This window comes from Aliiroseovarius sp. CAU 1755, assembly GCF_054482655.1.
This window is the reverse complement of sequence record NZ_JBTLRH010000006.1, coordinates 1-23,108: the sequence shown is the minus strand read 5'-3', so window position 1 is coordinate 23,108 and position 23,108 is coordinate 1. Positions and strand designations below refer to the sequence as shown.

General features: G+C 57.5%; 18 protein-coding genes and 1 tRNA gene. 17 read left to right on the top strand and 2 right to left on the bottom strand.

The window, feature by feature from the left end:
- Positions 1–127 (top strand): EF-Tu C-terminal domain-related protein (locus ACXYMP_RS16190; protein WP_458907682.1); only part of this gene is annotated, 127 nt, incomplete at its 5' end.
- Positions 128–262: 135 nt separating this feature from the next.
- Here ACXYMP_RS16190 and ACXYMP_RS16185 read toward each other — a convergent pair.
- Positions 263–1,102 carry a class I SAM-dependent methyltransferase gene (locus ACXYMP_RS16185; RefSeq protein WP_458907677.1) on the bottom strand — a complete coding sequence of 280 codons (840 nt, stop codon included), beginning with the start codon at positions 1,100–1,102 and terminating at the stop codon, positions 263–265.
- A gap of 121 nt (positions 1,103–1,223) precedes the next feature.
- Between ACXYMP_RS16185 and ACXYMP_RS16180 the strand changes: the two genes are divergently transcribed.
- The 12 genes from ACXYMP_RS16180 (at position 1,224) to ACXYMP_RS16125 (ending at position 18,590) form a co-directional block, all read left to right on the top strand.
- Positions 1,224–1,299, top strand: a tRNA-Trp gene (locus tag ACXYMP_RS16180).
- Positions 1,300–1,431: 132 nt separating this feature from the next.
- The gene (gene secE, locus ACXYMP_RS16175; protein ID WP_298571972.1) at positions 1,432–1,623 is read left to right on the top strand and encodes a preprotein translocase subunit SecE; all 192 of its coding nucleotides are present in this window, start codon (positions 1,432–1,434) and stop codon (positions 1,621–1,623) included.
- A 154-nt stretch (positions 1,624–1,777) separates the two neighbouring features.
- On the top strand, positions 1,778–2,311 hold the full coding sequence (gene nusG, locus ACXYMP_RS16170) for a transcription termination/antitermination protein NusG (protein WP_298571975.1): 534 nt from the start codon (positions 1,778–1,780) through the stop codon (positions 2,309–2,311).
- A gap of 119 nt (positions 2,312–2,430) precedes the next feature.
- The gene (rplK, locus tag ACXYMP_RS16165; RefSeq protein WP_298571979.1) at positions 2,431–2,856 is read left to right on the top strand and encodes a 50S ribosomal protein L11; all 426 of its coding nucleotides are present in this window, start codon (positions 2,431–2,433) and stop codon (positions 2,854–2,856) included.
- A gap of 1 nt (position 2,857) precedes the next feature.
- Positions 2,858–3,559 carry a 50S ribosomal protein L1 gene (gene rplA, locus ACXYMP_RS16160; protein ID WP_298571982.1) on the top strand — a complete coding sequence of 234 codons (702 nt, stop codon included), beginning with the start codon at positions 2,858–2,860 and terminating at the stop codon, positions 3,557–3,559.
- Positions 3,560–4,007: 448 nt separating this feature from the next.
- Entirely contained in the window at positions 4,008–4,520 is a 513-nt protein-coding gene (gene rplJ, locus ACXYMP_RS16155) for a 50S ribosomal protein L10 (RefSeq protein ID WP_298571985.1), read from the top strand.
- 69 nt (positions 4,521–4,589) lie between these two features.
- A complete protein-coding gene (gene rplL, locus ACXYMP_RS16150) occupies positions 4,590–4,964 on the top strand; it encodes a 50S ribosomal protein L7/L12 (protein ID WP_298571989.1) in 375 nt (124 codons plus the stop codon).
- Positions 4,965–5,214: 250 nt separating this feature from the next.
- Positions 5,215–9,351 (top strand): DNA-directed RNA polymerase subunit beta, encoded by a 4,137-nt coding sequence (rpoB, locus tag ACXYMP_RS16145; protein WP_298571993.1) that lies wholly within the window; start codon positions 5,215–5,217, stop codon positions 9,349–9,351.
- A 50-nt stretch (positions 9,352–9,401) separates the two neighbouring features.
- Positions 9,402–13,658, top strand: coding sequence for a DNA-directed RNA polymerase subunit beta' (rpoC, locus tag ACXYMP_RS16140; RefSeq protein WP_298571996.1), 4,257 nt, complete (start codon positions 9,402–9,404; stop codon positions 13,656–13,658).
- Between the two features lie 167 nt (positions 13,659–13,825).
- Complete coding sequence (locus ACXYMP_RS16135) at positions 13,826–16,465, top strand: glycosyltransferase family 2 protein (protein ID WP_458907673.1); 2,640 nt, start codon at positions 13,826–13,828, stop codon at positions 16,463–16,465.
- Positions 16,462–17,712, top strand: a complete 1,251-nt coding sequence (locus ACXYMP_RS16130) for a glycosyltransferase (protein ID WP_458907671.1) — start codon at positions 16,462–16,464, stop codon at positions 17,710–17,712. The genes ACXYMP_RS16135 and ACXYMP_RS16130 overlap by 4 nt, the downstream gene beginning before the upstream one ends.
- On the top strand, positions 17,712–18,590 hold the full coding sequence (locus ACXYMP_RS16125) for a DMT family transporter (protein ID WP_458907679.1): 879 nt from the start codon (positions 17,712–17,714) through the stop codon (positions 18,588–18,590). Before ACXYMP_RS16130 ends, ACXYMP_RS16125 begins: the two co-directional genes overlap by 1 nt.
- Here the strand turns inward: ACXYMP_RS16125 and ACXYMP_RS16120 are convergent.
- A complete protein-coding gene (locus tag ACXYMP_RS16120) occupies positions 18,544–19,605 on the bottom strand; it encodes a glycosyltransferase family 2 protein (protein ID WP_458907669.1) in 1,062 nt (353 codons plus the stop codon). The genes ACXYMP_RS16125 and ACXYMP_RS16120 overlap by 47 nt on opposite strands.
- Positions 19,606–19,933: 328 nt before the next feature.
- Here ACXYMP_RS16120 and rpsL point away from each other — a divergent pair, with 328 nt between their 5' ends.
- From rpsL to ACXYMP_RS16100, 4 genes are all read left to right on the top strand, one after another.
- Positions 19,934–20,305, top strand: coding sequence for a 30S ribosomal protein S12 (gene rpsL, locus ACXYMP_RS16115; RefSeq protein ID WP_248370378.1), 372 nt, complete (start codon positions 19,934–19,936; stop codon positions 20,303–20,305).
- A gap of 12 nt (positions 20,306–20,317) precedes the next feature.
- Complete coding sequence (gene rpsG, locus ACXYMP_RS16110) at positions 20,318–20,788, top strand: 30S ribosomal protein S7 (protein WP_298572009.1); 471 nt, start codon at positions 20,318–20,320, stop codon at positions 20,786–20,788.
- A gap of 21 nt (positions 20,789–20,809) precedes the next feature.
- A complete protein-coding gene (fusA, locus tag ACXYMP_RS16105; RefSeq protein ID WP_298572011.1) occupies positions 20,810–22,930 on the top strand; it encodes an elongation factor G in 2,121 nt (706 codons plus the stop codon).
- A gap of 56 nt (positions 22,931–22,986) precedes the next feature.
- A partial coding sequence (locus ACXYMP_RS16100) for a GTP-binding protein (protein WP_246534559.1) occupies positions 22,987–23,108 on the top strand: 122 nt, incomplete at its 3' end.

Here is a 23,108-nt window from a genome sequence, read left to right as displayed (position 1 = left end):
GGGCGACAACCTGAAGTTCAACGTTGAACTGATCGCCCCGATCGCGATGGAAGAGAAGCTGCGCTTCGCCATCCGCGAAGGCGGCCGCACCGTTGGTTCGGGCGTTGTCTCGAAGATCATCGAGTAAGAACGCATAGCGTTCTGACAGTGACAGGCAATGTGGCGGTCACGCCAAATCTGCCGAGAGCCTGATCCACAGTGAAAGAAGAAAGGGCGTCCCGCGGGACGCCCTTTTTGCGATCAAGCAAGGCTGAGATAGCAATCAACGTTCAGGGCGCTTCATCAGATACCCTTTTCGCACGCCCGGATTAGCCTCTATTGCCTTGATCATCTTGCGAATGCGGTTGGGTTTGTTCCAGTCAGGAAGGCGTTTGTTCAACTGACGCAAAGCGGCTTTCACCTGTGCATCGTCAAAATCCTGAACGCGCCTTTTGGCAATGCTGGCCTTTGTGATCGGGTTTGTGTGCAAAAACACCACAGTGTCATTTGGGCAGTAGGCGACAGGTTTGAACCAGCGCTGCAGCCGTCGCATTTGTGCAGGGATCCACGGAAGTCGCCAGTGATAGAAATCCTGCTGAACCACAAGGGACTGACCGGCGATCAGGTGGGGAAAGAAAGTTTCCGCCATTCGGTCCATGACCACGTCTGATTTTGAGGCATCCATGACAAGGATCTCGATCGGTCCGCCCTTCCAGTCTTTCGTCTCAATCGCGCCGGGCCGATGGACGACGCGGTCTGCCCAAGGTGCCAGTAGCTGCTTGGACAGCGGAAGGATGTTTTCACCCTTGAACGGTTGAATGCCGTTTTGATACAGCACGCGCTCTTTCGTCGCCTCGTCCGAGCGGAAATGGTCATAGGCAAAAACGCGGGCCAGTTTTCCAGCGTCCTGTAGCCCCGCGGCAAGTCGCGCGGTCGAGCCGCCAACATAGCTTCCCAGTTCGACAACCTCGCCCACATCTTGTGACCAGTGTGCCGTCAGCCAGTAGTAGAGCTGCTGTTCTTCTGCGGCCAGCATCGTCGGCACATGCGCGACCTGTTCGGTGCGGTCTTGGGGAACGTCGCGCCACGGCGATTTTGCGAATACAGCTTCGATCTCACTCATGATGGGCAAGCTTAGCGTAGGTGTTTGCGAGGAAACAGGCACAGAATGAGCTGTGGCGCGCTTTCTTCACCGAAAGGCCTTGAAAACCCCTGCGCCTTGCCGTAATCCCAGCCTCGGTCCTAGGGGTATAGCTCAGTTGGTAGAGCGACGGTCTCCAAAACCGTAGGTCCCGGGTTCGAGCCCTGGTGCCCCTGCCATCACCTTCCGCTGCATTGATCATTATTGGACCGATCAGGTGCGATTGTCGCGGTCTGTGGTGCAACGAGGCTTGAAAACCCCGCGCGCATTGCGTAATTGACCGCCTGACTCATGAAAGGTTGAGAACCAAGATGACCAATCCGCTGCAATTCATCCAGCAGGTGCGTGCCGAAGTGTCGAAGGTGACATGGCCGACCCGCCGGGAAGTGTTCCTGACAACAGGTATGGTCTTCGTGCTGGCTGCGCTGACGGCTTTGTTTTTCTCACTGGTGGATCTGGGTATCCGCAGTGGCCTGGCCGCTGTGCTTGGCCTGTTTGGCTGAGTTTGTGCCTGACCCCTTGAAATGAGGTCGTTTCAGGGTTAGTTCGGGCGACACTTCGGGACGGGCGTGTGGCGATTCGAGTTACACGCCGCTTTTTTGTTCCCGAAAACGGAATTTGAACTGGCCCATTGGGCGCAAGAAGGCAGAGGCTGATATGGCGAAACGGTGGTATTCGGTGAGCGTGCTCTCGAACTTCGAAAAGAAGATCGCCGAGCAGATCAAGGCATCTGTTGTAGAGAAAAACCTTGAAGATGAGATCGACGAGGTTTTGGTTCCGACAGAAGAGGTGATCGAAGTTCGCCGCGGTAAGAAAGTCACCAGCGAACGCCGTTTCATGCCCGGCTATGTGTTGGTGCATATGGAAATGTCGGACGAAGGCTATCACCTGATCACCTCGATCAACCGCGTCACAGGCTTTTTGGGTCCGCAAGGTCGCCCGATGCCGATGCGTGATGCCGAAGTGAATGCGATCCTGAACCGTGTTGAAGAAGGCGTTGACGCGCCGCGCACGCTGATCCACTTCGAAATCGGTGAAAAGGTTGCCGTGACCGATGGCCCGTTCGAAGGCTTTGACGGCATGGTGGAAGAAGTAGATGACGACAACCAGCGCCTGAAGGTGACGGTGTCGATCTTTGGCCGGGCCACCCCGGTCGAACTGGAATACACGCAGGTCACCAAACAGGCCTGACGCGTAAGCCGCCCGATCGGGCGGGCGTGGGAGGGGCAGGGATCGCGATCCCCAACCCAGACCACGACAATGGAAGGCAAAGGGACGCGTCCCGGAGCTGTTGTTAAAGGAGAAGCCAAATGGCTAAAAAACTCGCTGGCACAATGAAGCTGCAGGTTCCTGCAGGTCAAGCCAACCCCAGCCCGCCCGTCGGCCCCGCATTGGGTCAACGCGGCATCAACATCATGGAATTCTGCAAGGCGTTCAACGCCAAGACGCAGGACATGGAGCCCGGTGCACCGTGCCCCACCGTGATCACCTATTATCAGGACAAGTCCTTCACCATGGATATCAAGACGCCGCCTGCGTCTTATTATCTGATCAAGGCTGCTGGTCTGAAATCGGGTGCCAACAAGCCCGGCCACGAAACCGTGGGAACCGTGACCGCAGCGCAGGTGAAAGAAATCGCCGAAGCGAAAATGAAAGATCTGAACGCGACTGATATCGAAGCTGCGATGTTGATCGTTCTGGGCTCTGCCCGGTCTATGGGCATTGAGGTGAAGTAAGATGGCTAAACTGGGTAAACGCACCACAGCCGCGCGCGAAGCATTCGCCGGCAAGGAAAATGTAAGCGTCGAAGAAGCTGTCGCGCTGGTCAAGAACAACGCCAAGGCCAAGTTCGACGAAACCATCGAAATCGCCATGAGCCTGGGTGTTGACACGCGTCACGCCGATCAGATGGTTCGCGGTGTTATCGGTCTGCCCAACGGCACCGGTAAAACCATGCGCGTCGCCGTGTTCGCACGCGGTCCGAAGGCTGAAGAAGCCGAGGCCGCTGGTGCAGACATCGTTGGCGCCGAGGATCTGATGGAAGCGGTCCAAGGTGGCAAGATCGATTTCGATCGCTGCATTGCCACTCCTGACATGATGCCGATCGTCGGTCGTCTGGGTAAAGTCCTTGGTCCCCGCAACCTGATGCCGAACCCGAAGGTTGGCACGGTGACGATGGACGTCAAGGAAGCTGTTGAAGCTGCAAAGGGCGGCGAAGTTCAGTTCAAAGCTGAAAAAGGTGGCGTGGTTCACGCTGGTCTGGGCAAGGCGTCGTTTGACGAAGCCAAGCTGGTCGAAAATGTGCGTGCCTTTATCGAGGCCGTTCAGAAGGCCAAGCCGACGGGCGCCAAAGGCACCTATATGAAGAAGATCGCGCTAAGCTCGACCATGGGTCCGGGCATCACGATCTCGGTCGACAACGCCACAGGCAACGCCTGATCTAAGGCTGACAAGACACACCAAAGGGCGCCCGATGTGGCGCCCTTTTCTTGTATCGATTTTCCCCTTTTGCGCTGGTGCCCTTTTCGTGCTAGCATTTCGGAGTTCCTAAGGGCGACGTGTTGAAGCGCGCGCCCGTTTAGGGGTTGGAAAACCTTTCCAAACATCCTACATACCCCTTGCAGCCCAGCGTGCGATTCGTCGTGCGCTGTTTTGCATTTCGTCCGAGACGGTGGGTGACGCTGGTGGGTCAAGCTGAAAAGCGACCGCGCGCAAGGGTCATAATTCCTGCCTGAGATGGGAAATGAACAAAAGAATTCTCGTGGCCGCTTGGCCTTGGGGCGATTTTGCGAAGGACCCGTATAACGGACCCGATTGCCGGGTTTTCTCTGAAAATCTGGTGAAATAAGAGCCGGAGGGTCTGACCCTCCATACTTGGAGTAAAACTGTGGATAGAGCCCAGAAAGAGAAAGTGGTCGAGGAACTCGGCCAGATCTTCGAAAGCTCTGGCGTTGTAGTGGTTGCCCACTACGCGGGTCTCACGGTTGCCGAGATGCAGGACCTGCGTTCGCAAATGCGCGAAGCTGGCGGGTCGGTGCGTGTTGCCAAGAACAAGCTCGCCAAAATCGCCTTGGAAGACAAGCCGGCCGCTTCGATCGCCGACCTTCTTTCAGGCATGACCGTTCTTGCCTATTCCGAAGATCCTGTGGCTGCGGCCAAGGTCATGGAAGGCTACGCCAAGACCAACGACAAGCTCGTTATTCTTGGTGGTGCCATGGGTGAAACGGCGCTGGATTCGGCCGGTGTCAAAGCTGTTGCCGCTATGCCGTCGCGTGACGAGCTTATTGCTTCGATCGTTGGCTGCATTGGCGCACCTGCTTCGAACATCGCTGGGGCCATTGGCGCGCCTGCTTCGAACATCGCATCCATCTTGTCCACAATCGAGGACAAGGCTGCTTAAGCAATCTGAGCCCCGTGTAGCGAAATATCGCCTCACGTTGGAACACATCTAATAACGGAAAGAAGTCAAATGGCTGATCTGAAAAAACTTGCAGAAGAGATCGTGGGTCTGACCCTTCTCGAAGCACAAGAACTGAAAACCATCCTCAAAGACGAGTATGGCATCGAGCCCGCAGCTGGCGGCGCAGTGATGATGGCAGGCCCCGCTGGCGACGCTGGCGCAGCTGCTGAAGAAAAAACCGAGTTCGACGTCGTTCTGAAGAACGCCGGCGCCTCGAAAATCAACGTGATCAAAGAAGTTCGCGGCATCACCGGTCTTGGCCTGAAAGAAGCCAAGGAGCTGGTCGAAGCTGGCGGCAAGATCAAAGAAGGCGTGGACAAAGCCGAAGCAGAAGACGTCAAAGGCAAGCTGGAAGCAGCTGGCGCCGAAGTCGAGCTGGCCTAAGCCCTGCGCTTTTGGGTCGTGTTAGGCCCACAAGATATGGCTGGGTCCGGAGAAATCCGGGTCCAGCCGAACCTGTCTTGGAGAGGGCCTGCGATGCGACGCGGACGTTTTCCTGGGAAAGGTTCACTGGATCGGGAGGAAACCCTTGGGCGGGTTTCCGGGAATTGGTCCGAACCCCCAATCTCGGACGAGGCGTCGCCGGTGACCCAACGGTTGGCGCATCAGTTGAGAAATGAAAGGTAATTACCTTATGGCGCAGTCCTATCTTGGCCAAAAACGTTTGCGCAAGTACTACGGTAAAATCCGTGAAGTGCTTGAGATGCCGAACCTGATTGAGGTTCAAAAAAGCTCGTATGATCTTTTCCTGAATTCCGGCGATCAGCCCCAGCCCATGGATGGCGAGGGCATCAATTCGGTGTTCCAATCGGTTTTCCCGATTAAGGATTTCAACGAAACCGCTATTCTTGAGTTCGTTAAATACGAGCTGGAGCAGCCGAAATTCGATGTCGAGGAATGCCAACAGCGCGACCTGACATATTCGGCGCCGCTGAAAGTGACGCTTCGCCTGATCGTGTTTGATATCGACGAGGATACAGGCGCGAAGTCGGTCAAGGACATCAAGGAACAAGACGTGTTCATGGGCGACATGCCTTTGATGACGCCGAACGGCACCTTCGTCGTGAACGGCACCGAGCGTGTGATCGTATCTCAGATGCACCGTTCGCCAGGCGTGTTCTTTGACCACGACAAGGGCAAGACGCATTCGTCGGGCAAGCTTCTGTTTGCGTGCCGGATCATTCCCTATCGCGGCTCGTGGCTGGATTTCGAATTTGACGCCAAGGACATCGTCTTTGCGCGCATCGACCGTCGCCGCAAGCTGCCTGTGACCACCCTGCTTTATGCGCTGGGTCTGGATCAGGAAGCGATCTGTGACGCGTATTATGACACTGTTCCGTTCAAACTGAAGAAGAACAAGGGTTGGGTTACCAAGTTCTTCCCCGAACGCGTAGCAGGCACCCGTCCGACGCAAGATCTGGTGAATGCCAAAACCGGCGAAGTCATCGCTGAAGCCGGCAAGAAAATCACGCCGCGCGCCGTCAAGAAGCTGATGGAGGACGGCAAGGACATCAATCTTCTTGTGCCGTTCGACGCGATCGTTGGTCGCTATGTCGCGAAAGACATCATCAATGAAGAAACTGGCGCGATCTATGTCGAAGCTGGTGACGAACTGACGTTAGAGCACGACAAAGATGGCGAGCTGATCGGCGGGTCGTTGAAAGAACTGATGGATGCGGGCGTGACCGACATTCCGGTTCTGGACATCGACAACGTCAATGTCGGTCCCTACATCCGCAACACGATGGCGGCAGACAAGAACCTTGGCCGGGATACCGCGCTGATGGATATCTATCGCGTCATGCGTCCGGGTGAACCGCCCACCGTCGAAGCCGCATCCGCGCTGTTCGACACGCTGTTCTTTGACAGCGAACGCTACGACCTGTCGGCTGTTGGGCGCGTGAAAATGAACATGCGTCTGGATCTGGACGCCGAGGACACACAGCGCACCCTGCGCCGCGAAGACATCGTCGCCTGCATCAAGGCGCTGGTCGAACTGCGCGACGGCAAGGGCGACATCGACGATATCGACCACTTGGGCAACCGTCGTGTGCGCTCGGTCGGTGAGTTGATGGAGAACCAGTATCGCGTTGGCCTGCTGCGTATGGAACGTGCGATCAAGGAACGTATGTCGTCGGTCGAGATCGACACCGTCATGCCGCAAGACCTGATCAACGCGAAACCAGCTGCGGCTGCGGTTCGTGAATTCTTCGGCTCTTCGCAGCTGTCGCAGTTCATGGACCAAACCAACCCGCTGTCGGAAGTCACCCACAAACGCCGCCTGTCGGCGCTTGGGCCGGGTGGTCTGACCCGTGAACGTGCCGGTTTCGAAGTGCGCGACGTGCACCCGACCCACTATGGTCGGATGTGCCCGATTGAAACGCCGGAAGGGCCGAACATTGGTCTGATCAACTCGCTGGCCACGTTTGCCCGCGTGAACAAATACGGCTTCATCGAAACGCCTTATCGGAAGGTTGTGAACGGCAAGGTCACCGACGAGGTGAATTACCTGTCCGCCACTGAAGAAATGCGCCACACCGTGGCTCAGGCCAACGCGCATCTGGACGAAGACGGCCGGTTTGAAAACGATCTGGTGAACACCCGTCAGTCGGGCGAATACACCATGGCGCAGCGCGAAAGCGTTGACCTGATCGACGTGTCGCCCAAGCAGCTGGTATCGGTTGCGGCGTCGCTTATTCCGTTCCTGGAAAACGACGACGCCAACCGCGCCCTGATGGGGTCGAACATGCAACGTCAGGCCGTTCCGCTTCTGCGGGCCGAGGCACCGTATGTCGGCACCGGTATCGAAGGCAAGGTTGCAATCGACTCAGGTGCTGCCATTCAGGCCAAGCGCGGCGGTGTCATCGACCAGGTTGACGCAACGCGTATCGTTGTGCGCGCCACCGAAGACCTTGGTCTGGGTGACGCGGGCGTCGATATCTATCGTCTGCGCAAGTTCCAGCGGTCGAACCAGAACACCTGCATCAACCAGCGTCCGCTGGTGAAGGTGGGTCAGCAGGTTTCGAAAGACGAAGTCATTGCCGATGGTCCGTCCACGGATATGGGTGAACTGGCTCTGGGTAAAAACGTGGTCGTCGCGTTTATGCCTTGGAATGGCTACAACTACGAAGACTCGATCCTGATCTCGGAACGTATCGCGCGTGACGACGTGTTTACCTCGGTCCATATCGAGGAATTCGAAGTCGCTGCACGTGACACGAAACTTGGGCCGGAAGAGATCACTCGCGACATTCCGAACGTCGGTGAAGAAGCGCTGCGCAACCTCGACGAGGCTGGCATCGTTTACATCGGTGCGGATGTTGAGCCGGGCGATATTCTGGTCGGTAAGATCACACCCAAAGGCGAAAGCCCGATGACGCCGGAAGAAAAACTTCTGCGCGCCATCTTCGGTGAAAAAGCATCGGACGTTCGCGACACCTCGTTGCGTGTGAAGCCGGGCGATTTCGGCACGGTTGTCGAAGTGCGCGTCTTTAACCGCCATGGCGTCGAAAAAGACGAACGTGCCTTGCAGATCGAGCGGGAAGAGGTCGAAAGCCTTGCCCGTGACCGTGATGACGAGCTGCACATTCTGGAGCGTAACATCTATGCGCGCCTGCGCAGCATGATCGAAGGCAAGGTTGCCGTGAAGGGGCCGAAAGGCGTCAAATCGGGATCGAAAATCACCGACGAGCTTCTGGAAAGCCTGAGCCGCGGCCAGTGGTGGCAGCTTGCGCTGGAAGACGAGGATGATGCCAAGATCGTCGAGGCCCTGAATGACCAGTTCGAAGCGCAGAAACGTGCTTTGGATGCGCGTTTTGAAGACAAGGTCGAAAAAGTCCGTCGTGGTGATGATCTGCCGCCGGGTGTGATGAAGATGGTCAAAGTCTTCGTTGCCGTGAAGCGCAAGCTTCAGCCGGGCGACAAGATGGCCGGTCGTCACGGGAACAAAGGTGTTATTTCCAAGGTTGTGCCGATGGAAGACATGCCGTTCCTTGCTGATGGGACGCCCGTCGACTTCTGTCTGAACCCGCTGGGTGTGCCGTCGCGTATGAACGTCGGTCAGATCCTTGAAACCCATATGGGTTGGGCCGCGCGCGGTCTGGGTCTGAACATCGACGAAGCCTTGGGTGAATACCGTCGCTCCGGCGATCTGACCCCGGTTCGCGAAGCCATGCGCATCGCCTATGGCGACGATGTCTACGAAGAAGGCATTGCTGGCATGGACGAAGACACGCTGGTCGATGCCGCAGGCAATGTGACCCGTGGTGTGCCGATTGCAACGCCCGTCTTTGACGGCGCGAAAGAGGCTGACGTGAACGATGCGCTGACGCGTGCCGGGTTCGACACCTCGGGCCAATCGGTTCTGTTTGACGGTCGCACCGGCGAACAGTTCTCGCGCGAAGTGACGGTGGGCGTGAAATACCTGCTGAAACTGCACCACCTTGTGGACGACAAAATCCACGCGCGGTCTACTGGTCCGTACTCGCTTGTCACACAGCAGCCGCTGGGTGGTAAGGCGCAGTTCGGTGGCCAGCGCTTCGGTGAGATGGAGGTCTGGGCCCTTGAAGCGTATGGCGCTGCCTACACGCTGCAAGAAATGCTCACGGTCAAATCGGATGACGTTGCCGGACGGACGAAAGTCTACGAAAGCATCGTCAAAGGCGAGGACAACTTTGAAGCCGGCGTGCCGGAAAGCTTCAACGTGCTTGTCAAAGAAGTCCGCGGCCTCGGCCTTAACATGGAACTCCTGGATGCAGAGGGCGAGGAGTAAGGCGCTTTGCCTTACCCCTTCCCTCCCTCCCTTAATGTAAGGAACGCAAAATGAACCAGGAACTGACAACAAACCCGTTCAACCCGCTGGCGGCCCCCAAGACCTTTGACGAAATCAAAGTGTCGCTGGCCAGCCCGGAACGGATTCTTTCGTGGTCGTATGGCGAGATCAAGAAGCCCGAGACCATCAACTACCGGACGTTCAAACCCGAACGCGACGGTCTGTTCTGTGCCCGTATCTTTGGCCCGGTCAAAGACTACGAATGCCTGTGCGGTAAATATAAGCGCATGAAGTATCGCGGCGTTGTCTGCGAGAAATGTGGTGTGGAAGTTACCCTGCAGAAAGTGCGCCGCGAGCGTATGGGCCATATTGAGCTGGCAGCCCCTGTCGCTCACATCTGGTTCCTGAAGTCGCTGCCGTCGCGCATCGGCCTGATGCTGGACATGACTCTGCGCGATCTGGAACGCATCCTGTATTTCGAGAACTACGTGGTGATCGAACCCGGCCTGACGGACCTCACCTACGGTCAGTTGATGACCGAAGAAGAGTTCATGGACGCGCAAGACACCTATGGCATGGACGCCTTCACCGCCAATATCGGCGCTGAAGCGATCCGCGAAATGCTGTCTGCGATTGATCTTGAGGCGGAAGCCGAACAGCTGCGCGCCGATCTGGCCGAAGCGACGGGCGAGTTGAAGCCCAAGAAGATCATCAAGCGCCTAAAGATCGTTGAATCGTTCATTGAATCGGGCAACCGCCCGGAATGGATGATCATGACTGTGATCCCGGTGATCCCGCCCGAGCTGCGCCCGCTGGTGCCGCTGGATGGTGGTCGTTTCGCGACCTCGGACCTGAACGATCTGTATCGCCGCGTGATCAACCGGAACAACCGTCTGAAGCGTCTGATCGAACTGCGCGCACCTGACATCATCGTCCGCAACGAAAAGCGGATGTTGCAGGAATCGGTTGACGCGCTGTTTGACAACGGCCGTCGTGGCCGCGTGATCACGGGTGCCAACAAGCGTCCGCTGAAGTCGCTCAGCGACATGCTGAAAGGTAAGCAAGGTCGCTTCCGTCAGAACCTTTTGGGCAAACGCGTCGACTTCTCGGGTCGTTCGGTCATCGTGACCGGGCCTGAGTTGAAGCTGCACCAATGTGGTCTGCCCAAGAAGATGGCGCTGGAGCTGTTCAAGCCGTTCATCTATTCGCGCCTTGAAGCCAAAGGCCTGTCTTCCACCGTAAAGCAAGCCAAGAAGCTGGTCGAAAAAGAACGTCCCGAAGTTTGGGATATTCTGGACGAGGTTATCCGCGAACACCCCGTTATGCTGAACCGTGCGCCCACGTTGCACCGTCTTGGCATTCAGGCGTTCGAACCGGTTCTGATCGAAGGTAAAGCCATCCAGCTTCACCCGCTGGTGTGTTCTGCGTTCAACGCGGACTTCGACGGCGACCAGATGGCCGTTCACGTGCCGCTGTCGCTGGAAGCTCAGCTGGAAGCGCGCGTGTTGATGATGTCGACGAACAACGTTCTGTCGCCCGCCAACGGCGCGCCGATCATCGTGCCGTCGCAGGATATGATCCTTGGCCTTTACTACATCACGATGGAGCGTGAAGGCATGAAGGGTGAGGGCATGATCTTCTCCGACGTGGACGAAGTTCAGCACGCTTTGGACGCTGGTGAAGTTCACCTGCACGCCAAGGTTCAGGCCCGCATGAAGCAGATCGACGAGGAAGGCAACGAAGTGACGGTTCGCTTCGAAACCACGCCGGGTCGTATCCGTCTTGGCGCGCTTCTGCCGCTGAACGCGAAGGCTCCGTTCGAACTGGTGAACCGCCTTCTGCGGAAGAAGGAAGTTCAGCAGGTCATCGACACTGTCTATCGTTATTGCGGTCAGAAAGAGTCGGTTATTTTCTGTGACCAGATCATGTCGATGGGCTTCAAAGAAGCGTTCAAGGCTGGCATCTCGTTCGGCAAGGACGACATGGTCATTCCGGACAGCAAATGGCCGATCGTGGATGAAACCCGCGATCAGGTGAAAGGGTTCGAACAGCAGTATATGGACGGCCTGATCACACTGGGCGAGAAGTATAACAAGGTGGTCGATGCCTGGTCGAAATGTAACGACAAGGTCACCGATGCCATGATGGATGCCATTTCGTCCGCCAAGCTGGACGAGCACGGCGCCGAAGCGGAACCGAACTCGGTCTACATGATGGCGCACTCCGGCGCGCGTGGTTCTGTCACCCAGATGAAACAGCTGGGCGGCATGCGCGGCCTGATGGCCAAACCTTCGGGCGAGATTATCGAAACGCCGATCATCTCGAACTTTAAAGAAGGTCTGACCGTGCTTGAGTACTTCAACTCGACCCACGGTGCCCGTAAGGGTCTGTCGGATACGGCTTTGAAAACCGCGAACTCGGGTTATCTGACCCGTCGTCTGGTTGACGTTGCGCAAGACTGCATCGTCCGCATGGTCGATTGCGGCACCGAGAAATCGATCACTGCCGAAGCGGCTGTGAACGACGGTGAAGTCGTCGCGACCTTGGGCGAACGCCTTTTGGGTCGTGTCGTCGCCGAGGATGTTCTGGTTCCGGGAACGGACGAAATCATCGTTGCCAAGAACGAACTGATCGACGAACGCAAAGCCGATGAGATCGAGGCCTCGGGCGTGGCGACTGTGCGCATGCGCAGCCCGCTGACCTGTGAAGCCGAAGAAGGCGTTTGCGCCAATTGCTACGGTCGTGACCTTGCGCGCGGTACGCGTGTGAACACGGGCGAAGCGGTCGGTATCATCGCGGCGCAGTCGATCGGTGAACCCGGCACACAGCTGACGATGCGGACGTTCCACATCGGCGGTGTTGCGCAAGGTGGTCAGCAATCGTTCCAGGAAGCCAACCAAGACGGCAAGATCGAATATCGGAACGCCAGTATTCTGGAAGACCGAGACGGCGATATTGTGGTCATGGGTCGTAACATGGTTCTTGCAATCATGGACGAAAACGGTGCCGAACGCGCGGCCTTCAAGCTCAGCTATGGTTCGAAGCTGCACGTCAAAGACGGCGCTTCAGTCGGGCGTGGCGACAAGCTGTTCGAATGGGATCCCTACACACTGCCAATGATCGCCGAGAAGGACGGAACTGTGAAGTTCGTCGACCTGATCAGCGGTATCTCGGTGCGGGACGAAACCGACGATGCGACCGGCATGACACAGAAGATCGTGTCTGACTGGCGCTCGGCCCCCAAAGGCAACGAGTTGAAGCCCGAGGTGATCTTGGTGGGTGAAGATGGCGAACCGGTCCGCAACGATGCGGGCAACCCGGTGACCTATACTTTGTCCGTCGATGCGATCCTGTCGATCGAAGACGGCTCGAAGGTGAAAGCTGGTGACGTTGTCGCGCGTATCCCGCGTGAAGGCGCCAAGACCAAGGACATCACCGGTGGTCTGCCGCGTGTGGCCGAATTGTTCGAAGCACGTCGTCCGAAAGATCACGCAATCATCGCGGAAATTGATGGTTACGTGCGCTTTGGCCGCGACTACAAGAACAAGCGTCGCATCTCGATCGAGCCGGCTGATGAAAGCATGGAGCCCGTCGAATACATGGTGCCCAAGGGCAAGCACATTCCGGTTGCGGAAGGTGACTTCATCCAGAAGGGCGAATACCTCATGGACGGCAACCCCGCGCCGCATGACATCCTGTCTATCATGGGTGTCGAAGCGCTGGCTGACTACATGATCGACGAAGTTCAGGACGTTTATCGCCTGCAGGGTGTTAAGATCAACGACAAGCACATCGAGGTGATCGTTCGCCAGATGCTGCAGAAGTGGGAGATCTTGGACTCGGGCGAAACCACGCTTCTGAAAGGCGAGCATGTGGACAAGGCCGAGTTTGACGCAGCCAACGAAAAGGCAGCGGCCGAAGGTCGCCGTCTGGCATCGGGCGAGCCGATCCTGCTGGGGATCACCAAGGCGAGCTTGCAGACACGTTCGTTCATCTCGGCGGCGTCGTTCCAGGAAACCACCCGCGTTCTGACCGAGGCATCTGTCCAAGGTAAGCGCGACAAGCTGGTTGGCCTCAAGGAAAACGTCATCGTGGGTCGCCTGATCCCAGCCGGGACCGGTGGGGCCACGCAGCGTGTGCGTCAGGTAGCACAAGCACGCGACGTTAAAGTGATCGAGGAAGCGCGCGCCAAAGCAGAAGCTGCCGCCGCGCTGGCCGCGCCCGCTGATGACGTGTTCGCGGACGCCCCCGAAGACGATCTTGGCTTGGTCGAAACCCCCGAAGCTGGCGGGTCCGAACAGCCCTGATCGGCACCAAATCGAACTTGGAAAGCCCCACCCATGCGGTGGGGCTTTTCGTTTCAGGGCCTCAGGGTTTCGCAGTGGACGGGGCAGGGGCGATGATTTAACACACCAAGGGGCGAGATCTGTTGTCGGCTTTCGTCTGCAACAAGGTGCGGCGAAGGGTCTGCTTCATGGCTATTCAGGTTTCGGTCATCACGCCGGCCTACAATACGGTGGACTATCTGGAGCAGACGATCGCTTCGGTGGCAGCGCAGGTCGGCGTTTCGTTCGAACATATCATCATCGACGATTGCAGCACGGATGCGACGGCACAGATGATCCATGATGCGGCCGAACAGCACGACCACATCCGTGCGATTTTCCAAGACGAAAACCAAGGCCAGGCGCGTGCGCGCAACCGCGGTCTGGATGAGGCTCAGGGCGAATTTGTTGCCTTTCTGGACAGCGATGACCTGTTGAATGGCACCGATGCGCTGGGGCGCTGGTATCGTGCGGCGAAGGACGGCGATGCTGATCTGGCCGGTGGCCACTATCGCATCTTTCTCGACGGCAAGCCGGACGTGCCTGCCGCACACCCGGTCGTTGACGCACCGGTTCATGGGCAAACCATCGCAACACTTCCGGGGCTGGTGAATTATACCTCGTGTTGGCAATTTCTGGCGCGGCGGGCGTTTCTGGACGATCATGGCATTCGGTTCTCGAAACGCTTGCGTCAGCGTGAAGATCGCCCCTTCTTTACGCAGGCCCTTTCTGCGGCCAGTCGTGTCACCTGTGTGCCGGACGAGCTTGTGCAATACCGGGTGCGCGAAGGCTCGACAATGCGCAGCGTGGATACAGCGCAGATGTCTTTGTTTGCCATCCATTTGCAGATCGTGAACGATGCGATGCGTGGCCTAATGGCGCGCGGGGATGCGCAAGACTATCTTGCCGCCAACCAGCTTTACTATCTGCAAAACATCGACCGGTATTGGGGCAAGCTGTTCGCTGACCCCTCGGTTCGGGCAGACTCGGCTTTTGCAGCATTCATTGCAGCATGTGGCTGCTTTGATTGGGACGAGCGGGCGACGACGACCGAGCAGGTATTGTTTAAGCCGCGTGATGCGCGGCTGCACTCGGGCTATTATGACGCGCTTCGGCTGGTGTTGCTGGCGCAGATGCCAGATGCGTTGGTCGACCTCGTGCAGACCCGCAACCTGTCGCTGCCACACAGGCAAGCGCTGTATGAGTGGTTGGCACATGGTGTGTCTTCATCCGCCACGACCGCCGCGCGGAAGACGCAGCTTGATAGGTTTTTGCGTCGCACGCCTTTGCCAGCTGTGACCAAAGCCGAGGCCAATGGGCTTGCCCCCGTATCGGACATGCCGAAGGTCTTTCTGCATTGCGGTCAGACCAAGACCGGGTCTTCTGCGTTGCAAAAGTTTTTCGAACTCAACCGTTTCGCGCTGCTCAGGGACCACGACGTCTATTATCCCTATGCCGGATTGGAAATGGGGTCCGGCCCGCGCGCGCACCGCACATCTGGGCATGCCGGCCTGATTGGCGGCCTTCTGAACGGAAGTCGCGCGGGGTTGGATCAGCTTCGCCTAGAAGTGGCCTCACTCACCACCCCGCCGCAGGCCGTATTTCTAAGCGTTGAGAATATCCTTTCCACCCGATTTTGGGGCGATGGGGATGCGGCTGCGAAGCTGGCCAAAGCGCTCGCGGGTCTGGATGTGACCCTGGTGTGCTACATGCGCCGTCAGGATGAATGGCTTGAAAGTATGTATGTTGAAAGCATCACAAGCCCCGGCATGCGTGAAACAGCCAGCGTTGAGGCCTTTGTCGAAGAGCAGATGGGTCAAGGGCTTTTGTCCTATGATCACGTTGCCGCCACGCTGCGCGAGGCGTTCCCAAATGCCCCGATCACGTTTCGATCCTATGAGCTGTCCAAGGCGAAGGCCGGGGGGACAGTACGGGATTTCCTTGAGGTTATCGGCCTGTCGGGCTGCGATCCTGACGCGTATGAAAAGCCATCCCGCAAGGCGCGTAACCGGTCAACGTCAAAGCTGGCCGCGCTGTTGATCCGCAAGGCCAACGCCGTGCCGTTGCCACGGGCGAAGGTCTTGCAGATCAACGCGTCCATCGTCGAGATGACGCCTGATGATCTGAACGAAGGCAAGGCAGTCGGCTTTCTGGACCACCAACAGCGGGCAACGATCATGGCGCGCCTGAAACAGTCTAACGAAGCGTTCTATGGGGCTTATTTGCCTGAAGCCATCCATGTTTCGATGGCGCCTGCACGGAATGTTTCATCGCTGGAAGATGACACTGCCTTGACAGGTGACGCGCTGGCCCGACTGCAGGCGTTGCTTGCGGACCCAGTCTATTCGCCCGCCGCGACCACGGCTGCACCGGAGGGAAAAAAGCTGTCACTCCTGACGCCTGAGCTTTGGTCACTGGTGGGCTTTGCCTTGCACCCTCGTAGGCTTTGTGGGGTGCTGCGCCGACCTATGCTCCGGCAACAGTTGAAAGAAGCTGTCGTGATTGCTCGTTCGGGGCTGTTCGATGTTGGCTATTATGAAAAAGCTCACCCCGACGCGGTGGGCTTTCCGGGTGGGGCGGTCTTGCACTACGTGACGCGTGGGGTTGCAAACGGTTACGATCCAGCGCCCGGTTTCTCGACCAGCAGCTACAGGCTTGAGAACGCAGATGTTGCAAGTGCCGGCGTGAACCCGTTCTATCATTTCATCCGCTGGGGACAGATCGAAGGACGCCCGGCCGGTGTCGATGAAGAAGTTTTGGAACAGCAAACCGAACTGGGATCGTCATGACAGTATCCGCACCGTCAGGCACGAATTCTGCGCCGCCCGCGCTTAGCGTGCTGATACGGGCGCACGATCCGGACAGGATCGACGAGCTTGCGCGCGCTTTCCAATCCGTATGGACGCAATCCACGACTGACGCGATCGAGGTGCTTTTGTGCACCGATGGCAAATGGCCGGAATTGACTGAAGTGGCGTTACTTGCGCGCGCGGGTGTTGACAACATGGCGCCCAATGGGCCCCGTCTGCTGAGGCATCTTGCGACCGAGTTTGACGGGGACAGCCGCGTTCACCTGTTGAAGCTTGGTGTCGAAGCCGCGCATGGTGATTTTGTCGGCGTTCTGGATTTCGATGATGTTTGGCACAAGAATGCCGCCACCCGATTGGTGGCACGTGCGCGCGAAACCGGGGCGAGTGTCACCTTTGGGGCGGCTGACCTTGCGCTTTTCAACGCCGGTGAGGATACACCGTTTCGCACTCTGCCTTATGGCAGTTTTCCGTTTCAGCTGACGGATCTCCTGCGCCACAATGTGGCCCCGTTCAATTCTTTCATCACGCAGCGTGCGGTGTTGGTGCGCCACATCCCAAGCTTGCCTGAGTTGGTGTTGTTCGAAGATTACTATCTGCTTCTATCTGCCCTGTCCGAAGGCGCAGCCGCTTGGTTGGACGACCCTTCGCCGGTGTGTGAATACCGGGTGGATGTGTCGCGGCAAGCCACGAAATATAACGATGCGATAGCGGCCTCCTGGATGCAGATCGAGGCGCTGAAGGCGCGGCTGTCCTTCTCGGTGCCGGGGCGGGATCTTCTGCGCGATCACGCGACAGACACCCGGCGGGCAGCAGATCTTGCGCTGTTGGCAGCGGTGCCCAAAGGGCGTGACGGTGCAATGCAGGGTGTGATTGAACAAACCATCGCGTTGGGAAACGGGGTTCTGTGCATCGGCTGGTGCGCTGACCTGAAGGGACAAAGTGCAGACGTTCCGGCGATCTTTCTGGAAGATGCAACAGGCGAAATAATCTTCGCCCCGGCGCGCTGGGAACGGCGCGATGTCAATTCGGCGCTGCAGATCGACAGCGGGCGAGCGGGCTTTGCCGTCGTCATGCAATCGGCACCTGTCGCGGCATGGGCCGTAGTTGGGCGCCGCAAATACCAGCTTGATAATGTCGCGCAGTCCGAAGCACAGGCCAGTTTGCTGACCAAATTGCAGCGCCGCCTTTGGAGGTTGCGCAACGGGGCAAAAGGGTCCGCATCGTGATGCTTTCGGACAACACCAAGGGTGCGGCTTTGATGTCCGGGTCGCTGGCGGGTTACACGCTGAACGATGCGTGCATGAAAGCACTGTCGGGAAGTATGCCGTTGTCTCAGGCGGTCTTTTTGCGCGGGGTCGTGACCTGTGTTTTACTTTTCGGATTGGGGCTTGCGCTCAGGTCGTTGAAATTCGATCTGGGTCGCCGGGAATGGACGCTGATCCTGCTGCGATCCTTCGCTGAGGTTGGGGCGACCTACTGCTTCCTGTCCGCCCTTTTCCACATGCCGATCGCCAATGTAACGGCTGTGCTGCAAGTGCTACCACTGACCGTGGCGCTGGCGGCTTGGCTGTTCTTGTCAGAATCTCTGGGGTGGCGACGACTGGTTGCCATTCTTATCGGGCTGGGCGGCGTTATGCTGATTGTGCAGCCCGGCGGGGACGGGTTCAACGGGTGGTCTATCTATGCCTTGATCGCGGTTGCCTTCATCACCTTTCGCGACATCATCGTGCGCAAGATGTCTTTTACCACTCCATCGATGACAGTGGCCTTAGCCGCTGCCGTGGTGATCACCATTGCCTTCGGCCTAACCTCAATCACCGTTGACTGGGCCCCGGTCGATGCAAAAGGCGCAGGGCTTCTAACGCTGGCGGCTATCTTTATCTTCATCGGCTATCTGTTTGCCGTCATGGTCATGCGGGTCGGCAATATCGGTTTTGTCGCGCCTTTTCGGTATACCGGACTGATCTGGGCCCTGATCTTGGGGCTGGTCTTCTTTGGGGAATGGCCGGATGGGCTGACGCTGATTGGTGCTGGGGTCGTGGTTGCGATGGGGATGTTTACTCTGTTTCGGGAACGCCGGATTGCGCGACGGGCGCGGGCTTGACGGATACGTCTTTCCCGTGCCGAGGCAGTGCGTTCGCGATCTCCATATGCTGCCGAAGACGCGGGTCCTTTGATGGATCGTCACCCCGTTTGTCGCACATGGCAGCAACAAAATCGGCGCAACACAGGTGGTGCAACCGTAACACGCCAGGGATCGCAACCAGCGCGTCATAGGCCGCATCGAAGGCTTGACGATACTTCAGTGCAGAAAGGTTTTCGCGCCCCTTGCGATCAAAGCGCGTGAAGAAATCGTCGGTATAGCGTTGCTTGAGTTCTGCGGCGCAAGGCGTTCCCTTCTTGAACGCGAATTGTTCGCGTGTTTGCAGAATGTAGTGGTTCAGATGGGCCTCCTTGTGCGTGATCAGCGCATTGTCGGTTCCGTTCAGAGCGTTCTGCGTCGGGTGAAACGCCTCGAACCAGCGTTCGTTCGACAGAACCCACCGATTGGTGCCGGTGTCCCATGCGCCTTCTCCGCGCCAGAACTTTGGGGCGTGGGGGCGCCAGCGACCAAAATCGAGCGGTTTGTAAACGAAGCTTTTGAAGCAGTTGTTCTGGGGTATCTTTTCCCATGCCGACCGCAGAAAGCGACGGTGGACGAAATCGTCGCGCCAGTCTTCTTCTTCGGCGTTGCCGTAGATTAGCCAATGGATGGCCATGCCGCGGAAACGACGGTCTGCCCCATCCAGCAACGCTTTAACGGTTCCGTCGCCCTTGTGGATGACCAAAAACTCGTCGGTGTCGCAGGTGAACATCCAGTCGCAGGTCTTAACCAAGGGGTGGCTACGCGCCGCCCGATAGGCAGACATCTGCGACGGTTGGTCTTTGTCTGGCGTGTGGCGTTTGGCTGAAATCACCCCTGCCTTTTCCAGCAGGCGCAGCAGTTGCGGGGAATGATCTGTGCAGTCATTGTGCATGATCAGTATGTTTTCAAAGCCCAACATGCGATACCACGCGACCCATTCAAGGATGAACGGGCCTTCGTTTCGCATGGCGCCAAGTAGCAATGTGCCTTTCATCTGCGTCCTCTGGTTTCTGAGAGAGGTCAGCGCGCAGCCTATTTCGTAAGCCTGCCCGCTGCAATCACCGGGCCGGGCTGTTGACAGCCTGCGCGACTCCGCCTATACGCGCGTTCATCCAGCTGGGGGTGACCTCGGCTCACCAGAATTGAGGGATCAAGTTCAGGGCAACTTTTAAGCGCTGATCCTCTGTGAACCAACCGCGTCGTTTGCCTCGGAATGGAAACGATCGCGGGTTTTCGCTTTGCAGACGTGCGAAGCGGGGAAATGCAAACCGCACGGGGACACTCGTGCAAACACATGTGTTGAGAAACGGGAAAAGAGCCCTATGCCAACGATCCAACAGCTGATCCGCAAACCGCGCCAGCCTAAAGTAAAACGCTCCAAGTCGATGCACCTGGAGTCCTGCCCGCAAAAACGTGGCGTTTGCACGCGCGTTTATACAACCACACCGAAGAAGCCGAACTCGGCCATGCGTAAGGTCGCCAAGGTGCGCCTGACCAATGGTTTTGAGGTCATCAGCTATATCGGCGGCGAAAGCCACAACCTTCAGGAGCACTCGGTGGTTCTGATCCGTGGCGGTCGTGTAAAAGACCTTCCGGGTGTGCGTTACCACATCCTTCGCGGTGTTCTGGATACTCAGGGCGTCAAAGACCGTAAGCAACGCCGTTCGAAATACGGCGCCAAGCGTCCGAAGTAAGGAGATCTCGGAATGTCTCGTCGTCACGCTGCTGAAAAGCGCGAAATCCTGCCCGACGCCAAATTTGGCGATCGTGTGCTGAGCAAGTTCATGAACAACCTGATGATCGACGGTAAGAAGTCGGTCGCAGAAACAATCGTCTATAACGCGCTGGATCGCGTTGAAGACAAAATCAAGCGTGCGCCTGTGGAAGTGTTCCACGAAGCGCTGGACAACATCAAACCGTCGGTCGAAGTTCGTTCGCGTCGGGTTGGTGGTGCCACGTATCAGGTGCCCGTCGAAGTGCGCCCCGAGCGCCGCGAAGCTTTGGCGATCCGCTGGCTGATCAAGGCCGCCCGCTCGCGCAACGAGAACACGATGGAAGAACGTCTTGCCGGCGAGCTTCTGGATGCTGTGAACTCACGCGGCACGGCCGTGAAGAAACGCGAAGACACCCACAAGATGGCCGACGCCAACAAAGCGTTCAGCCACTACCGCTGGTAACGCCAAGGAAGGAAGAAAACCATGGCACGCGACTATCCCCTCGATCGCTATCGCAACTTTGGCATTATGGCGCACATCGATGCAGGCAAAACCACCTGTTCGGAACGCATCCTGTTTTACACCGGCAAATCCCACAACATTGGCGAGGTGCACGATGGTGCGGCCACCATGGACTGGATGGAGCAGGAACAGGAACGCGGCATCACGATCACATCGGCTGCGACCACCACGTTCTGGGAACGCACCGAAGACGGCGTGACGCCCGATTCCGAAAAGCACCGCCTGAACATCATCGACACCCCCGGCCACGTTGACTTCACCATTGAAGTTGAACGTTCGCTGGCCGTGCTTGATGGCGCTGTTTGTGTTCTGGATGCCAACGCTGGCGTTGAACCTCAAACCGAAACCGTGTGGCGTCAGGCTGACCGCTACAAAGTTCCGCGTATGGTGTTCGTCAACAAGATGGACAAGATCGGCGCAGACTTCTTCAACTGTGTTCGCATGATCGAAGACCGCACCGGTGCGCGTGCTGTTCCCGTCGGTATTCCGATCGGCGCAGAAAACGAGCTGGAAGGCTTGGTCGATCTGGTCAACATGGAAGAATGGCTGTGGCAGGGTGAAGACCTTGGCGCATCGTGGATCAAAGCACCGATCCGCGACAGCTTGAAAGACATGGCCGACGAATGGCGTGCCAAGATGATCGAAGCTGCCGTCGAAATGGACGACGACGCGATGGAAAACTACCTCATGGACGGCGCTGAGCCGGACGTGAAAACCCTGCGCGCTTTGCTGCGTAAGGGCTGCCTGTCGCTGTCCTTCGTGCCGGTTCTGGGTGGTTCCGCGTTCAAAAACAAAGGTGTTCAACCGCTGCTGAACGCCGTGATCGACTATTTGCCCAGCCCGCTGGACGTTGTCGACTACATGGGCTTCAAACCCGGTGACGAAACTGAAACCCGTAACATCCCGCGTCGTGCGGATGATGATATGGCGTTCTCGGGTCTGGCGTTCAAAATCATGAACGACCCATTCGTTGGCACACTGACCTTTACCCGCATCTATTCGGGTGTCCTGAACAAGGGCGATACGCTCTTGAACTCGACCAAAGGCAAGAAAGAGCGCGTTGGCCGGATGATGATGATGCACTCGAACGACCGTGAAGAGATCACGGAAGCGTTCGCGGGCGACATCATCGCGCTGGCAGGTCTGAAAGACACCACCACAGGTGACACGCTGTGCGCCGTCAACGACCCGGTGGTTCTGGAAACCATGACCTTCCCGGATCCGGTGATCGAAATCGCGGTCGAGCCGAAAACCAAGGCTGACCAAGAGAAAATGTCGCAAGGTCTGGCCCGCTTGGCCGCTGAAGACCCGTCCTTCCGTGTGGAAACTGACATCGAAAGCGGTCAGACCATCATGAAGGGCATGGGCGAACTTCACCTGGATATTCTGGTGGACCGTCTGAAGCGCGAGTTTAAAGTGGAAGCCAACATCGGTGCCCCGCAGGTTGCGTATCGCGAGACGATTTCGAAAGAGGTCGAGCACACCTACACCCACAAGAAACAGTCGGGTGGTTCGGGTCAGTATGCCGAGGTGAAGATGATCATCTCGCCGACCGAAGCTGGTGAAGGCTATTCGTTCGAAAGCCGCATCGTTGGTGGTGCTGTTCCGAAGGAATACATCCCCGGTGTTGAAAAAGGCATCAACTCGGTTATGGACAGCGGCCCGTTGGCTGGCTTTCCCGTGATCGACTTCAAGGTTGCCCTGATCGACGGTAAATTCCACGATGTTGACTCGTCGGTTCTAGCCTTTGAAATCGCAGGTCGTATGTGCATGCGTGAAGGCATGCGTTTGGCTGGCGCCAAGCTGCTTGAGCCGATCATGAAAGTGGAAGTGATCACGCCCGAGGAATACACCGGTGGCATCATCGGTGATCTGACCTCGCGTCGTGGTCAAGTTTCGGGTCAAGAGCCGCGCGGCAACGCGATTGCAATTGACGCGAACGTGCCGCTGGCGAACATGTTTGGCTACATCAACACCCTGCGCTCCATGTCTTCGGGCCGCGCGCAGTTCACGATGCAGTTCTCGCATTACGATCCGGTTCCGCAGAACCTTTCGGAAGAAATTCAGGCAAAATTTGCCTAATCGAACAAGCCGGGCAGGGTGTCCTTGCCCGGCGCTCAGATTAATAGGAGGCCATCATGGCTAAGGAAAAGTTTGAACGCTCCAAACCGCACGTCAACATTGGCACGATTGGCCACGTTGACCACGGCAAAACGACGCTGACCGCTGCGATCACCAAGTATTTCGGTGACTTCCAGGC